The following is a 16467-nucleotide window of genomic DNA, read 5'->3' on the forward strand; positions in this document are numbered from 1 at the left end:
AAAATTAAATGTATACTTTTTTGTTTTCTCCTACATACACATGGTGAATTTCATATCGTTTTAAAGACTCTTCATCTAATTCAATCCCCAATCCTGGTTTTTCAGGCACTACCAAATATCCATCTGCATTGATCATGAGTCTTTCTTTTTGGGTATAGTCACGCCGTTCGAGCGTCCATGCAGGCGGATCATAAGGAAACTCGAGATACGGACAATGACTGACCGCTGCGGCAAGATGTAAATTCGCAAGAAGACCAATTCCATTTGTCCACGTATGCGGGCTAAACCATGCACCGTGCCCTTGAACAAGATCAGCAATTTTCTTTACTTGTGTAATCCCGCCTGCAAGAGCTACATCAGGTTGATAAACATCTAAAGCATGTAGTTTATTCATTTCCATAAAGTCGTGATATCTTCGATTCATTTCCCCGCCTGCAATGCGAATACCTACCATTTCTCGTAGTTTTGCCATTAATTCAAACTGATAAGCCGGCAATGGTTCTTCCAGCCAAAAAACATTTAACTGTTCAAGTTCTCTAGCAACTTGATAAGCCATTTTTAAATCCCACGTTCTTTCTACATCCCAAGGCATTTTCCATCCTTGATTTGCATCAACCATAATGTCAAGCTTATCTCCAACAGCTTTTCTTACTGTTTCAACCACTTTAATGTCATCACGCACATCTTTGTGATGAAAACGAATCTTCATGGCTCTAAACCCTTGCTCAACGAAACACAACGCTCTTTCCGCACGTTCTTCAGGGCTTACGATTTCTCCAGTTGAAGCATAAGCAAGCAATTTATTTGATCTTCCACCCAGTAATTTATACACCGGCTGTCCGGTTGCCTTTCCCATCAAATCCCAAAGCGCTAAGTCAAGAGGCCAACATCTTCCGTAGTGAAAATCAATATTATCAATAATTTGCGCATGGCGCTCAATCGCAAATGGATCTTGGCCAATAAACAAATGTTCATGTCCTTCAAACCCAATCATCAAATCTCCTGAACCAATTCCGGTAATCCCTTCATCGGTATGGACATAAACAATCGTTGTCGCAAAATTTTTTCTCGGTTCAGGGTCCCACGCAGCTTTAAATGGCGGATCAAGCGGCAATAAATATTGCTTGATTTCAATAGATGTAATTTTCAACGTTATCCAACCCTTTCTTAATTCTCATTCAAATTCAGGGATAATGATTAAACATTCACTTTTTTACCTATTCTTTCTAAAAATATTTAAAAACGCTTTCAGGTAGGATTATAATAAAGTAAATTTAATTTTCTTTATTCTTTATACTTATACTACAAGGTGAATAGATTTTTTTACATGCACACATTTATCAAAAATATATACTTTTTTTCAAAATTCGGGAGGATGCCTATGTCTGACGTATCAACAATCACAGAAATGAAAATACATCAACACTCTTATTGGAATCCGATTATTCAATTTCAACTATCGGAGGATACGTATCCTCATTGGAATATCTTTTGTATAGAGGAAGGGATTTTTGAATATCAAGTGATGGATCAAAAAGGAGAGGCACAATTCGGGGATATCATTTTTTGTCCACCAAATATTCCACTAAAAAGAAAAGCAATTACTCCATTAAAGTTTCATTTTCTTCGCTTTTCCTTTAAAAACATCGAACATTATCATTTGCCTATTGGAAAAATAAAAATACTTGATACCGATCGTCTTTCTTCAACTTATACACATCTTCGTTCGATGGCATTCAATGAGACGGAACTAAGCAACAGATGGAAAGCACATTTAATTTATGATCTCCTACAACTATACAATATGGAGAATCAGCTTTTAACGATTGAGAATCAGCCTAAAATTAAAGATCCCGTTATAGCGAAAGCAATCCAGCAAATGCATGAACAAGCTTTTACAAATATCACAATACAAAACATTGCCGCAAATTTCGGTTTAAGCTCTGTTCAATTTACAAGACGTTTTCAAGCAAGCATTGGTATACCGCCTATTGAATACTTAACGTTATTACGCCTTAGAAAAGCAAGAACATTGTTATTAGAGACAGATTATACAATCGATGACATTGCAAGTCGTTGTGGTTATAGTAATGGCTTTTACTTCAGTCGGATTTTTTCTAAAAAAATGAAAATGAGTCCTTCAAACTTTAGAAAATTACATAGAATATAGTTCAAACTATCTTGAACATACGGTCTCATGCAAATGGGGCTGTCCAGAAATCAAAATCCATTAAAACGAAACATCATAAACATTGATATATCAACTTTTTATAAAACATTAAAGGGGCGTCTATAAGCCGGAAAATCGACTTATTAGACAGCCCCAAATTAGGTACCTCATCAATTATGCGTTTTGCGTTTTGCGCAACATGAATCCATCTATCTTCAAGAACATCAAGATTTGTCTAAATAATGTATAGATCTAGGTGCCAGAAATACCCAGAAGTACGCATTATCAATCGCTTCAACATGTTGAGTCTAATCGTAATCGAGAAAACAAGGAATTAACCGACAAAATCATAGAAATTCATGCAGTAAGCTAGCAACTCTATGGTGCCTCCAAAATTCATATCACTCTTCAAAAAAGGGGTATTGGGTGAGGTTAAAAAAGAATCCAGAGTTTGATGAAAAAAGCTGAAATTCGTTCTATTATTTCGAAAAAATTCCGTCCATATTCAAGTAATCAAAAAGTGAAAGAACGGGGAAATCTATTAGAACATGATGTTTCGACACATTCCATTAATGAAAAATAGGTATCAGATATGACTTATATCCATACAGTGAAAGATGATTGTTGTTATTTAGCTTCCGTACTGGATTTACATTCTAAAAAGTTATTGACTATTCCTTTTCACAGACGATGACAACGGATCTGGTGATTCAAGCTACAGCAAACGCGTATAACACTCAAGCTCCGGAAAAAGTGCTTATCCTCCATACTGGCCTAGGTTCTCAATATACAAGCAGAAGAATTTACTAATTTTCAAAAGTAATACCGAACTATCCGCTCAATCATCATGATTATAATTTGTAAAACAAAAAGGCATCTCGAGATTTCACTGCTCTCTGAGATGCCTTAACAATATGCTATTGTTATTATAATGGATAATATTGTAAAACAAATCCATTACACAAATACACCTTATTTAAACTCCAATCTTTGATTATTGACAGTTTACTTTGTTAATCACATAAGAAGTTTATTTCTTCGACTTTGGAAGCGGGGGAATTACTGAAATTTTTCTAAGAGTTTACTCCATAATCACTGAATGAGCTCATACATAAATGATTTATTTATATTTTAACACTTCCTTTAACAACTCAATCGCATGTTCGTCGGTTGGATCGTTCGTACCAAGCTCGCCGCGGAAGGCTTTGTTAAGGATAGATTGCTTTAATGAATTAAGTTTTTGTTCAACTTCTAAAACCATTTCTTTTTCAGTTTCTAATTTACTTAATAAAATATCTACCTTCTCAGCAATGCGTTTTTGCTCATTATATGGTGGTAGTGGAAATGGAGCTAAGAGAACATCTTTACGAGAAATTCCAGGAATTACCCCTTTAGACTTTTCCTTTAATACTTGCACATATGTCTGGATAAAAATCTTCAAGTAACCGTTATGCACACCTTGTATAGGTCTTAATCCCATTATTTGTCTACTCAAATGAGCTTCTTCTACTTCTTGAATTATTGTTTTGCCAACAGTTCCCTTTACTGATAAAAGTACATCGCCTTTTTTTCCAACAACTGAGGGCTTTTCGATCCACCTTTCAATTATTAGACTATCGTCTACAATATTACTTGCCCCCATAATATATGGGACACCAACACCCTCATTGTTACATTCTTTTGCACTAACATCGCGTCCGGAAATTAGCTCGATTACCTCTCCAAGTCTTACCCAACACCAGTTTTCAGGAATTTTATAAAGAAGTTCATTTTGTTCTACACTAGGCAAAGGTTTTTCTTTCTTACTTTTCTTTTGTTTGACTAAATGATGTTTTTGTTCTTCAATATACTTTAATAAGTTATCTGCTGATTCATCAAGAGGACTATGGCTAACTAGTTCCCCCTTAATGGCCTTATCCAAAATCGCTGCTCGTCGAAGTTCAAACGACTCTTTCACTTCCTCAATCAGCTGCTTTGCTTCATCAATTTTCGCAAAAAGCCTCTCGATCTTCTCAGCAATGCGTTTTTGTTCGTTTAATGGCGGAAGCGCAAATGGAAGTTTAGACATTTTACTTTTATTTATTATGGATACGGTTGTAGATGAAGATGATTTCAATAATAAATTTTGATAAGTAGAACTTAATGAAAAATAGTATGTGTATTTCGGATAAATTACTTTTTTATTCGGAATTAGAGAATTTATTTGTTGATTTGTAGTACATTCTACTAAATTAAATCCAGTCTTTCCAATCGAACCTATACAACAAACTAATGTTGAGTGTTTTGGAATTATTCTACTTACCTCTTTACCTTTATCAGTAAGATATTCAGAAGCTACTATCACCGAATCTTCCTGATCTAAATCTCCGGGTTTAACAAATGGAAAGTTTCCACCATAATACTCATTATTTTTTTTAGATGGAGTAGCCCCAGTTACTATTTCATGTATAATACCAGTTCTAGTCCAAACCCAATTTTTTGGAACTATATAAGGCTGTTCTTCTTCCGGCACTAATGCTTCTTCTAGTAGTTCTTCCATCGATTTTTGTTTCTTTTTGCTCATTTTTCAAGCACCTCAGATGTTTCTGCGACTTTTAGCATTTCTTTAGAATCTGTTTGGTAGGTGTTCGGTTGTTCGACAGCTTTTAACTCGGCAATGACTTCGTTTAGTAACGAAATCGCTAGTTCTAATTTTTCCACCGCTTCTTCTGCAGATTCGATTGGGTCTGGCAGGTTTTCGTAGACGGATAAGGATTCATCAGCAATTAAACCAATATCCAAGCTGTCGCCTTTTTTCGCAATTTCTTCACGTGTGAACACATTCCAGCGCTCGTCTTTGACTTGGCTGCGATCTTCTGCCGTATAAGCCTTGATAAATCCTTCAAAATGTTCTTTCGTTAGCGGATTCCGTTTGCCGAAGGAAGGCATGTTTGTTCGTAAATCGTACACCCATACTTCTTTCGTGTTGCCGACATCTGTTGTCCCGCGGTTGAAGAATAAAACGTTCGTTTTCACTCCTTGGGCATAGAAAATGCCAGTTGGCAAGCGTAAAATTGTATGTAAATCACACTTATCCATTAAGTCGCGGCGAATGTCGGCTCCTACCCCGCCTTCAAACAAGACGTTATCTGGAAGGACAACCGCGGCACGGGCTTTGCCGTTTGCCTTGAGAGCGCGGTAAATATGCTGCAAGAAATTCAACTGTTTGTTCGATGTTGTAAAGGTGAAGTCAGTTCGTGTTGCCCGCTCGCCTCCTTTTTTTGTTCCAAAAGGCGGATTCGTTAAAATCACATCAAAATTTTTCAAACTTTCACCTAGTGAAGAGAGGGTATCGCCTAACAAGATTTCCCCATGAATATCATGAAGCAACGCATTCATGACCGCTAGACGATGCGTGTCTCTGACAAGCTCTACTCCTGAGAATGCCTTGTATTTTTGAAATTCGATTTCTTCTTGAGATAAGTCAAAATAATCATCGGTTTGTTTACGAACATGGCGATCTGCCGCGATCATAAAGCCGAATGTTCCCGCAGCAGGGTCATGGCAGCGTTCGCCCGGCTGAGGATTGACAAGTTCGACAATAACATCAATAAGGACGCGAGGCGTAAAATATTGCCCCGCTCCCGATTTCACTTCGCTCGCGTTTTTTTCTAACAGCCCTTCGTATAAATCCCCTAATCCTTCTTGCTTCGCATTGTACCAATCTAAGTTATTGGTCGATTGAATAATTTTTTCTAGGTTCTTTGGTTCTCTAATATTAGATGTCGCATCTGTATAAATTTGTTTTAATAATTCATTTTCCTCTTTTCCTAAATCAAGCAACAGCTGTTGATAATGCTCTTTAAGTGCGATCCCGTCTTTTTCTACTAACGAATCCCAACGATATTTTTCAGGAATCATATATTCTTGACCGGTTTCTTTCATCATTTTTAAGAACAGCAAATATGTTAGCTCTGTCACATATTGGTGATACGTAATGCCGTCATCACGAAGAACGTTACATAAATTCCATAGTTTTTGGACGATTTCTCTGTTGTTCATCTACGCTTGCTCCTTCTTTTGGTGATAGTTATACAAATTATAATTAATTTCGCGAACAATTTGTGCTAATTGTCCATCGAAAATTTGATTTAATTGTTTAAAGCCTCCACGGCTCTTAAAAGGTTCATATTCAAAAGCCTTTTCAGGGTCCGGATGAAGAACAGATTCTTGCAGTAATTGCTTTTCAATACGTTCCAGCCATTTCTTTTGAACAGGCGGCCATGCTTTCATTTGGTAAATTTTCTTCATGGCGTGTTTAATTCGTTCTTCATGACTAATAAGCGGATCGCCTAACGCTTGCTGGCGGATGAAGGCGATGATGTCCGCTGCGATGTCTTCATTTTTCGCCTCGCGCCAAGCTGCTTGTAATTTTTTCTCGGAAAAACCTTTTTGGTCCAATTCAAGCAACAATTTCTTTAACTCTTCTCTCGTTAATTCAGTTGGACGTTGACATACAATCATTAGCGCAGGGATTTTGTTCATATTGTTTCGGATAAACTCTCCAAATGATTGTAAATAATCATCCGGTTTTTCCGCATTTCCATATCCGCGTTTAACTCCAATAAGTTCATCTTCATGCGTGGAAATATATTGTTTATTTTCCCGATAGCGATTTTCATCCATATAACGGAACATCGATTTATACTCTTTTAACTGTCCAGTTAATTCAGCAGGATTCAAGTTTTTTACCCAATCTATAAATTCATCAACTGTTTTTCCACCAGATAATACTTTAAAGTCTTGGTGCTGCTTCTCTGACCATTGGCGTTTTTTTCGTTGGATTTTGGCTATAATTTGTTCTTGTTGATGTTGAAGGTGTTCTTCTTTTTCTAAACCTTCTAATTCTTCTACTAATTGAGTCAGTGAAATATTTGGTCGAGTGACAACAGGCTTCATGCTTGTATATGGTTTTAAAGACTCATAGATTCCAACCGCATCGAAAATATTAAAGTGATCTTTTCGGATTTCTTCACATCTTCTCGTTGCTCGGCCTAGCATTTGCTCATAAAGAATCCGAGAGCGAACGCGGCGCAAGAAGACGAGATTTGTAATTGCTGGAACATCGACACCTGTCGTTAGCAAATCCACCGTCACAACAATAGTTGGATATTTTTCATTTTTAAAGCGTCGAATCGCACCTGATGGGTCTTTAATGGAGCCTGTAATTTTCATAATCGCATTGTCTTCGACTTCACCGTATACTTTTTCAAATTCTTCTTTTAAAAGACGTACGACTAAGTCTGCGTGATCATCTGTCGCTGCAAATATCAATGTTTTGCCTTCATCGTCAGGAGAAATATAATTCGTCAACTCTCGTATAATAACACGATTAAAGCTTTCTGTGATAACTTTTGTATTAAAATGTGCAACCTCAATATTCACTTCATCTTCAAGGTATTCTTGTGAAATTGTGCCGGAAACCGTATCATATACGTCGACCTTTTCACCTTTGGCCCAAGTGATTCCTTCCTTTTTTAATACCGTTTCAAATTGATATGGTGGTTCATGGTCGACTAAATATCCATCGACGACTGCTTCACGATAAGAATAAGTGAAAACCGGCGATCCAAAAATTTCTGTAGTATGCAGCGCAGGAGTTGCTGTTAAACCGATGCGAACGGCATCAAAGTAATCAAGTACTTTTCGATATTTGCTTACATAGTCATTGTGATCTCTTATTTCAATTTCTATGTCATTCATCTCTTTATCTAGTGTATAGCCTCGATGGGCTTCATCGACAATAATGCAATCATATTGATCAATCGATGGAATGTCTTCTGTTTTCTCGTTGTAGAAAATGCGTTTTAACATTCCTTGTACGGTAGCGATATGTACTTTCGTTTCATCATCTGGTTTTTGATCGTATAACGATTGTAAGCTATAAATTTCAGTGAACGTATGGAAATTTTCCAGCTTACTTTCTTTAAAAGCGCTTTCCGCTTGTTCTCCAAGAGCTTTTCGGTCGACAAGGAATAATATACGATTAAAACGATTTGCTTTGATCAATCGATAAATGAGACCAATCGCCATTCTTGTTTTCCCTGTTCCGGTTGCCATGGCGATTAAAATGCTGCGTTTTTTCTCTTCCAATGCTTTTTCGACCGCTTGAATAGCTTTGACTTGATAGTCTCGTAATTTAAGATAATCAAATTTTTCATCACGCAAAAATTGTTCCGAACGTTCCGTATCTTTTTCTAATAGATTTTTCAGTCCTTGAGGAGTGTACCATCCTTGAAGTGGTCGCGGGTGATTCGTTGATTTCCGCGCATCTAAAAACCAAATGCCTGACTTTTGTTCTAACTGTTTTAAAAAGGGGCGGCCATTGGTTGCGAACAAAAATGGAACATAGTAATCTCCCCATGGTTCATGGATCACTTCATGGCCATGCCGAACAATAAGTTTTGCATATTCTTTTGCTTGCTCAATGTCAGATGGGATATCTTTACTAGCACGTTTCGCTTCAATGATCCCTACTAGCTCGGGGCCAATAAATAAAGCATAATCAGCGTAACCATGTTTTAAAGGCCACTCCGCAATCGCCATGTTTTTTCCTTTTTCCGGACGAACTCCTTTTGAGAAACGCAGCTTTTCTGAATCAGCCTCCCAGCCAGCATCTCGTAATTGCTGATCAATAAGAATACGGGTTTCTGCCTCTGTCAATTCAAAGTTGGCAACGGCGCGTTGTGAGTACTCACGTCGTTTTTGTTTCTCTTCATTGCTTATATATAGCTGTTCTTTGCGTATCTTCTCAAGCTCTGTTTCCAAATGAGCAAGCTTTTCTTCGTATGACTTAACTACATGGTTCAATTCATCTTCTGATATAGATGTTTGCGGTGTCGGTTCGATATATTCTGGAGCTTGAAATGACCAATCGCCATACACTTCCATAAACCAAACCGCAATTCGAAACGCCATATGCAATAAAGCTTTGGCTTCATTTACTTCACCATAGCTCGGATTATGTACCGCTTGATTCCCTTTCAAACGAATGACCGTAAATAAGTCATATATTTCCTTCGGCAGAATTTGCTCATAAAAAAGAATTCTCAGACGCTCCTGTTGATCAGTTCTGCGTTCTTCCTTTATTTCTTCTAACGCTAAAATATATTTTGTTATAGTTTCAGCAAATTTTCTAAGCTCACTTATCGCCACATTTGGATTTTGATAGACATTTCGTTCTGCTGTTTCCCCAACACGGGCGAGAACTTCCCATTTTTCTTCTAAAAAGCGAAAATTTTGCGACATATACACACCTCACCCATAAGAACATGTATATAGTGCTATTTTATCATAAATTTTACAATATATATCATTTCCAGTCATACATCTATTTAATAGAGCTAAGTCCGTATAATTGTGTAAAAATGAATGGGTCTAAAAATACTAGCCAATTTCAAATCCGATCCTTTTAGATGCTTGAGCTTGTAAAATCTGGTTTATTTTAACCGCAAATTTTTTGAATTTCCTCGAAGAAGTTGATGCAACATTTCTAAATCTAGGTTAAACTTGTTTTGGTACATTCAAATCTTTTCTCCATTAGAGTTTGGCGGTCCAACTTAATGGCAACTGAGTGTTTTTATTTCCTTTGGTACATTTGCTTTTGCTGGCACCTGTCCCCATTCGCGCATTGTTAGCAAATCGAATGGGAACAGACTCGCAAATCATGTTTCCAGCCTAATCCCACATGTGGCGACAAATATCTTCATAAAGCTTCTTCAGGATTTCTTCTTGATACCCAGCTTTTTTTATTTCCCGCATTTTCTCTTTGATCGGCTGCAATTCTTCGATCGTAACAGTTTCTAGTTTCGCTACTCGGTCATCCGACAACAAAACTTCTGGAGATGACGCTAAGTAATCTTCTAATTGGAAATGCCATAAATGAATATGCTCCTGATTCCGCTCCTTTAATCGCTGTGCCATTTTTAGTCCTTCAGGATCAAAATCTCCAGAATAATATATTTGACAACCTTCTTGGATGATTAAGTCTATTAACATCAGTGACGCTAGTTTAAATTGCCCATTTGTGCAAATCAGCGGCGGGAAAGCGTCAGGAAATAAATCCAACAAAGCGGAAAATACGCCTGAGTTCTCAACGACAAATACGGTCTGCCCCTTAGCAGGATATGCACGTTTTAACTTCAATATTTCCCGCAATGGCACATTGAGTACTGTATTCGTTTTTACAGCAGAAGCAAACACAGAATGAATTCCCTGTTCCGTTTCTGTCAAAATTCCCGCACATGTCACAAAGTTTAAAATATCTTCCCGTAAAATGCCAAATGATTGCAGGAGCTCATTGACTTCCTCGACTGATGATAAGTCATAGTCTTGATCAGAGTAAAATTGAAGTACATGAAGAAATACTTTTCCTTGAAACGTATGCAAGTCAAATGCGTGCGGATCTTTTAGCACTTTTTGTGAAAAAATTGAAAGACGTTCATAATCACCTTTTTTCGGCAAATACTGAAGCGCAGTGCACACATTCTTTAAAACAGTCTCCAAATGTTCCCGATCTTGCGAATAGGCGATATGAATAAAGCGGTTTTGGGGAGCTGATTCAGCTATAAAAGACAGAAGCCTTGCTTGTTCGGGATATTGATGAATAAGGTTTTGAAAAAATTCTTCTTTTTTCTTCCGATCTGTTTCCCTCTTCTCTTGATTGGTTGTAATGTCTTCACCAAAATAATTCTCAAGTAGCGTAACGAGCGGTATACCGGCAAAGCGCGTTTTCTCTAATTGTTCGGCAAACATTTTTAATGAAACCGAAGGAGTAGATTCTTGATGAAAATCCTTCCCAAAAAACGCCCCGAGCGCTTCTTTTTCTTCAAAGGAAAAACCGTCTAATTTGACCGTTCCGCCGATTCTCCCGAGTGATTGATATTTCTTTTTCATCAGCAAAAAAAGGCGGTGAAAGCCGGGTTCACCGCGAAAAAACTCAACAGCATCCGCTACTTTTTGTTCCAACATGAACCATCCTTCCTATATGGATGATGTAAAAGTAAATTCTTCGTCCGGATTTGTCGCAAGTCGTTTCACCTTTCCGTCCCAATGATAACGTATAACCGTTACGAACGGAGCATTTTTCGGGCGAACTAATTCACATATAGAAAGCGCTGGTACCGTATCATAGTCTCCCCAAAGTGCCTGAGAGTTCATGATATAATTGAAACCAAGCTCTTCGACTAAAGCAAACATATCACGAATGTTATTTTCATCAACACCGGCAAACGCTTCATCTAACGAAATAATATATGGAGCATCCTCTGCAGCCTCTTGATAACGTGAATATGCCGCAGCAAAAAGTGGAATATACATCGCCATCGCCTTTTCTCCGCCGCTAAATTTATAAAACTTTTGGTTTGTTAATTCCCGCTTTGGTTCATTTGTTTTTTGGTAATAAAGCGTAAACGAGAACCACTTTCGGTAATCGAGCACTTCTTTAATGACTTGGTGAAGCGTATTGCCTTGCCCACGTTCTTCAAGCATTTCTCTCGCTCGGTTGATTTTTGAGCGGAAATGCATCGTAACCCGCTGCAAATCTTCTTCCTTTAGCAGCCGCGAATTCATTCGCAACAATTCGACTAAATCTTTCGTGTCCATTTCTTCTTCGGTTTCCGCGGTCTTCGGCTTCCATTGAATTGAAAATGTCAGACCTGAAGAAGTATCACGTTTTTCCATTAATGCGTTCATATCTTTTACCCAGCGTTCGGCACGCTGTATGCGGCTTCGCAATATTCGCCCGATCGTTTTCAAAATAATATCTTCATACAATTCGCGGTCCTGTTCGTTAATATATTCTTTTTGCAGCAATATATCTTTTTCAATCTCTTTTAATACATAATATGGTGTGACGCGTTGTCCTTTGTAGTCTAGTAAAATGATGATGCGTCCTGCTTTTTCCTTCCAATCGTTCGCTTTTAGCTCCGATTCCTCATCTAATGAAAGCTCAACGAACGGATTTTGTTTGTTCCAATCGGCAGGTTCCTGTGTCGGACGATATTCGATTAAATTCGGTTGTTCTTGGAAAAATATTCGGTTTAATCGTTCGGTGACAGAAAGTCGTGTATTCTCTTTTAATACAGAACCATATTTCTTGGAAATGTCTATTGCTTTGTCCAAAAGTGAGCCTGTTTCATTTTCGTCAACAAACACTAGCCCTCGTTCCAATTCTTTGGCAAATAGCTCTTCCCATGCTTGGACAAGAACCTTTGCAAATTCCAGTTTTCTCTCTAAACTGCTTAATTTGTTTTCCATGTTTGAAAGCTGATTCCCGATGTCTGCTTGCTTCTTAATTTTCTGAGGAATTTCCGTTTTTAAAAACGTTAATCGTTCTCGAATCTGTTGAATCTCTTGGCGAATATGTTCCGCTCCCATTTTCGTTAACATCGATTCGATATGCTCAAGTTCAAGTGATACCCGCTGTTGTTGATCGAGAAGAACATTGATTTCGCCTTTCGCTTCGTCTATTTCGTTTTGTAATGTTTCAAGCTGATCATTTAGATTTTTGATCATTTCATCGGTGTGCACAATGTTTCCATGAGTAATTTGTACGTCATTTAACTCTTTTAAATATGATTTCATATAAGACAAAGCATCTTCGTACCCTTTTTTTGAAAACTTAAGGTCCAGTCCTTCTGTCTTGTTGCGCAAAGTATTTTTCACTTGCTGCCATTCTCGAGCGATTTGTCCGAGTTTTTCATTTTTCCTTACTGTTTCTTGTTCTTTGCTTGCTGCCAGGAGTTTCGTTTGCTCCCACTGGTCATAGGCATATTTGACATTTTTGTCAGTTGGAAACAATTGAAACCCTTCCGTAATGTGGCGGATTCGTTCATCAATGGCTACCAGCTGCTCTCGTTTTTCTCTGAGTTGAGTGTTTAAAAGCTGTAATTCTTCCTCAAATTGCTGAATTTTCTCAAGACGCAGCCGTTTCCGTGCGGCTCTTCCAATATACTTTGCCTTTTCCCTTTCAGGGGCATGTCCTTTTAAAAGTCCTAGTGAATATTGTCCGGATTCGTTTATGACAAAATAATCCTTTTCTTGCGGTTCGTCCGATACGATAATACTGCGCAATACCGCTTCGATTCGTTCCTTAGAAACACCTGAGTCATTCTCTACATCAGGTTTTAAATAATCCTCTAGCGTGTGTGCCATCATTGCCGGGTTTGGCATGATTACTCGATCATATTGGATATCTAAATCCGCTTCCAAAATTAAAGCGTCGAGCAATCCAGCATGATTTAATGTAGATTCGATCCGTTCCCGCAACTCTTCAGAAACGTGCTCCTGAAATTCCACAGCTGCATAAAACGGAACGTAAGGTATTCCTTTCTCTTTTAACAAAACCCTTGTTTGCACCGTTTGCATGTCTCGTTCTGGTTCAGGATCTTTTTGTTCCTTCCAATAGCGTAATTTTTCTTCCGTTTCACGAATTTCATTTTCTATCAATTTCATTTCATGTTGTTTTTTAATTTTTTCCGCTTTCCACGATTCTAACGATTGATAATATTGATTCGTAAACGGTTGTTTCACCTCTTCGAAATGATAGCGCTCATATAGCTCATTCAACCTTTGTAAAAATACTTGAAATGCTTCGTCATCCACCTTTATATCCGGATACATTTTGCTCCATTCAAACACGCTTTCCTGCAAACGGGATTTTTCGTCTTCAACCAGTTCATACCATTTTTTCTCTTCATTTTTTAGTTGGTCTAATTCCCTATTTAATTCGCCGAGCTCTTTATACGTTTCTTCATAACGTAATTGAATTTCATCATGTTCTTTCCAAAGTCCGTTAATTTGCTCCAGTCGATCAAAATGTGCATTAGCTTCCCGCTTCCATACGGTAAAATCAAATTCATATTCTCGGTTCCGCTGAAAATCTTCTTCGTTGATTGTATGCTCGGAAAAAGAGCTTTCTAACGCATCGTTCCGCATCATTTCTAACTGTTCTGTTAGCTTTTTCAATAACTGTTCGAAACGTTCTTCATACATGTTTAAGTTTTGTTCAATTTTCCGTTCTTGCTCTCGTTTTTCATCTATAAATCTTTCTTTCTTTTTGAGCTCTTTGTTTACATTCTGCAGTTTTTCCGCTGTTTCATTACGCTTTTCTTCTGCCTGAAACACTTCATGATTGGATAAATCAAGTTCCCGTTTACGCAGCACTTCTTGTTCAATCGATAATTGTTGAGTCTCTTCTTTCAATGTCGCAAGTGTTTCCTCATATTCACGATGTTGTGCGACAAACTGTTTCTTTTCTTCAGCTAACTTTTTAAAGCTTTTTTCCGATTTTAAATATTCATTCGCTTTCTCAGCCAACATATACTCATTGTAAGTCGAATAATGCTGGCAAAGATGCTTTAGAGCCTTCTCGTCTTTTTCAAGCTGTTCTAATTGTTGTTTTGCTTGATCCATATTTTCTATCGTTTCTGACAAGTGTCGCAGCTCTTCATCTGTAAGTGCTGGCAGCGAGCTTTCTAATATTTCGTAGATCACAGTTGGCTTAAAATCTTTTGAAAGCTTCGGACTGCGTAATTGAATGAGTAATTCAATCAATTCGTGGAACGCATCAAGCGACTCAAATCGAAAAATATGTTTATTCACTAACTCCATATATTCACGTTGCGAATCAACAACCGTACCGCCTTCACCAATAACAGTGATCAACTCCCGTTTCGTTAAAGGAATTTTTTGCGTCTTCCCGTCTGTCTTTTCTTCTTTATATAAACGCAAGTCTTTGCCGATGCGCCGATTGTCAAAAACGACAAATCCCCAAAAATCCATATTTTTCTGCCGTTTTGCCCGTAAGCCGATACCCGTTGTGATATATTGTTCAGAGTTTTTCCGCTTATATTCTAAAAATAAATAGCCTGTTCGTTCGTCCCTGTCGACGAGTTCTTTTTCCCCAAGTAAGTAATCTTCCATTCTTCTAGCTCGGGAACCGAACGGATCGAGGCGGTCAGGACTCTTTTTTCCATCAAGCAGAACCGGAAGAAAACTTTGCATCGTCACCGATTTGCCGGAGCCGTTGCTTCCACGCAATAGAAGTTTTCCGTCTGCGAAATGAAAAAATTCTTCATCATAATACCAAAAATTTAACACTCCCGCTCGATATAACTCCCATTTACTCGTCATCTTCATTCGTTCCTTTCATTAGAAAATCATCAGGATATGTTCCGACTAATCGACCTAAAAGAGGGTAGAGAATAATCATCCCAGTCTCCGCTTCACGTTCTGCCATTTTCCACTCCTTTAATGCACTCAATACTTCATCAGAAAGCTGAGAGATTGTCATGTCGCGGTATGTTTTACTCCATCCTTCGGAAAATTCGTCACGGCATTTTTTTAACAGACCTAAAAAATCATTTGGTGTTAAGCGGATTTGTCCATATTCATCAGGTATGTGAACATCAAGATGCTGGCGAATAATTTTGGAAAAATGAAGAATAATCTCCGAAGTACCTTTTTGATCTGGAAACAGCGTATAGCGGCTTTGACGTTCCGGTAAAGTTAAAAGTGCCGCATTTTTAAAAAGTTCATAGTGATAATCAGTATGTTTTTCAATATCTTCCCGCAAGCGATGGCGAAAGTTTCTTAAATAATAAAAGTCAGGATCGTCTTTTTGTCTTCGATAAATGGCTGGCGATAAAAATAGTTGCCGATATATCCGATGGCGGCGATAGTCTTGCGGGGACGCTTTCCATTCTTCTTCTAAAATCTCCTCTATCGTTTCATATTGAAACAAGTCTTTCGGATATGATCTCATAAAATAGCGGGATACAACGGGAACTTCATAGAGTGCTTCATGGTCTTCTTTATTTGCAAACCCTTCAAGATCCCCATCGACGCGTTTTACGATACCAATTAGCTCCGACGTCCTCAGTACCCGAATGAGCGACTTCCGATGTTGATAATTCGTCCAATCGATTGGCAGTTCCCCGGGATACATCGCTTGAATCTCTTCACATAAATCGGACAGAAGAAATTTCTCATCGACGGCTTTGCTCTCTAAATATGCTAATAAGCAGCAAAACAGGGCATAATCTAATATATCTTGAAAATCTTGAATACCCATCCACGATTCTGGCTCAGCCGGGATTTTCTCAAGCTTTGCAAAATAGCGGTGAATGATTAGCCGATATCCAAACTTTTCTTGCAAGTAACGTTTCAATACTTTTTCACGTTCTCTAATCTTTTGATAAAGCTCTGGTTCCTCTTCCCGGACAATCCAGAAGTTTTCAAACAGGGCTGTCATGGCT

Annotated in this window: 8 protein-coding genes and 1 pseudogene; 2 read left to right on the forward strand and 7 right to left on the reverse strand. The window is 38.0% G+C overall.

All coding sequences use genetic code 11. The annotated features are described in order from the left end of the window. Positions 1 to 4: 4 nt before the first annotated feature. The gene (locus tag FB379_RS06515; RefSeq protein WP_066249932.1) at positions 5 to 1150 is read right to left on the reverse strand and encodes a mandelate racemase/muconate lactonizing enzyme family protein; all 1146 of its coding nucleotides are present in this window, start codon (positions 1148 to 1150) and stop codon (positions 5 to 7) included. Positions 1151 to 1381: 231 nt separating this feature from the next. Here FB379_RS06515 and FB379_RS06520 point away from each other — a divergent pair, with 231 nt between their 5' ends. Both FB379_RS06520 and FB379_RS18740 read left to right on the forward strand, forming a co-directional pair. Next, positions 1382 to 2170 carry a helix-turn-helix domain-containing protein gene (locus FB379_RS06520; RefSeq protein WP_066249929.1) on the forward strand — a complete coding sequence of 263 codons (789 nt, stop codon included), beginning with the start codon at positions 1382 to 1384 and terminating at the stop codon, positions 2168 to 2170. Between the two features lie 265 nt (positions 2171 to 2435). Beyond that, positions 2436 to 2968 (forward strand): annotated as a pseudogene (locus FB379_RS18740) (DDE-type integrase/transposase/recombinase); the annotation flags it as partial. A gap of 322 nt (positions 2969 to 3290) precedes the next feature. On the opposite strand, the gene FB379_RS06525 reads toward FB379_RS18740, so the two are convergent. The 6 genes from FB379_RS06525 to FB379_RS06550 all read right to left on the reverse strand — a co-directional run bounded on the left by FB379_RS06525 (position 3291) and on the right by FB379_RS06550 (position 16463). Beyond that, entirely contained in the window at positions 3291 to 4733 is a 1443-nt protein-coding gene (locus tag FB379_RS06525; protein ID WP_144597532.1) for a restriction endonuclease subunit S, read from the reverse strand. Then, on the reverse strand, positions 4730 to 6211 hold the full coding sequence (locus FB379_RS06530) for a class I SAM-dependent DNA methyltransferase (RefSeq protein ID WP_144597534.1): 1482 nt from the start codon (positions 6209 to 6211) through the stop codon (positions 4730 to 4732). The genes FB379_RS06525 and FB379_RS06530 overlap by 4 nt, the downstream gene beginning before the upstream one ends. Next, the gene (gene hsdR / locus FB379_RS06535; protein ID WP_144597536.1) at positions 6212 to 9457 is read right to left on the reverse strand and encodes a type I restriction-modification system endonuclease; all 3246 of its coding nucleotides are present in this window, start codon (positions 9455 to 9457) and stop codon (positions 6212 to 6214) included. A gap of 429 nt (positions 9458 to 9886) precedes the next feature. Continuing rightward, a complete protein-coding gene (locus FB379_RS06540; RefSeq protein ID WP_066249918.1) occupies positions 9887 to 11179 on the reverse strand; it encodes a TIGR02679 family protein in 1293 nt (430 codons plus the stop codon). A gap of 12 nt (positions 11180 to 11191) precedes the next feature. Next, positions 11192 to 15343, reverse strand: a complete 4152-nt coding sequence (locus FB379_RS06545) for a TIGR02680 family protein (RefSeq protein ID WP_144597538.1) — start codon at positions 15341 to 15343, stop codon at positions 11192 to 11194. Next, complete coding sequence (locus tag FB379_RS06550; protein WP_066249980.1) at positions 15333 to 16463, reverse strand: TIGR02678 family protein; 1131 nt, start codon at positions 16461 to 16463, stop codon at positions 15333 to 15335. Before FB379_RS06550 ends, FB379_RS06545 begins: the two co-directional genes overlap by 11 nt. Between the last annotated feature and the right edge of the window lie 4 nt (positions 16464 to 16467).

The organism is Aeribacillus composti, from assembly GCF_007827555.1.
GTDB classification, from domain to species: domain Bacteria; phylum Bacillota; class Bacilli; order Bacillales; family Aeribacillaceae; genus Aeribacillus; species Aeribacillus composti.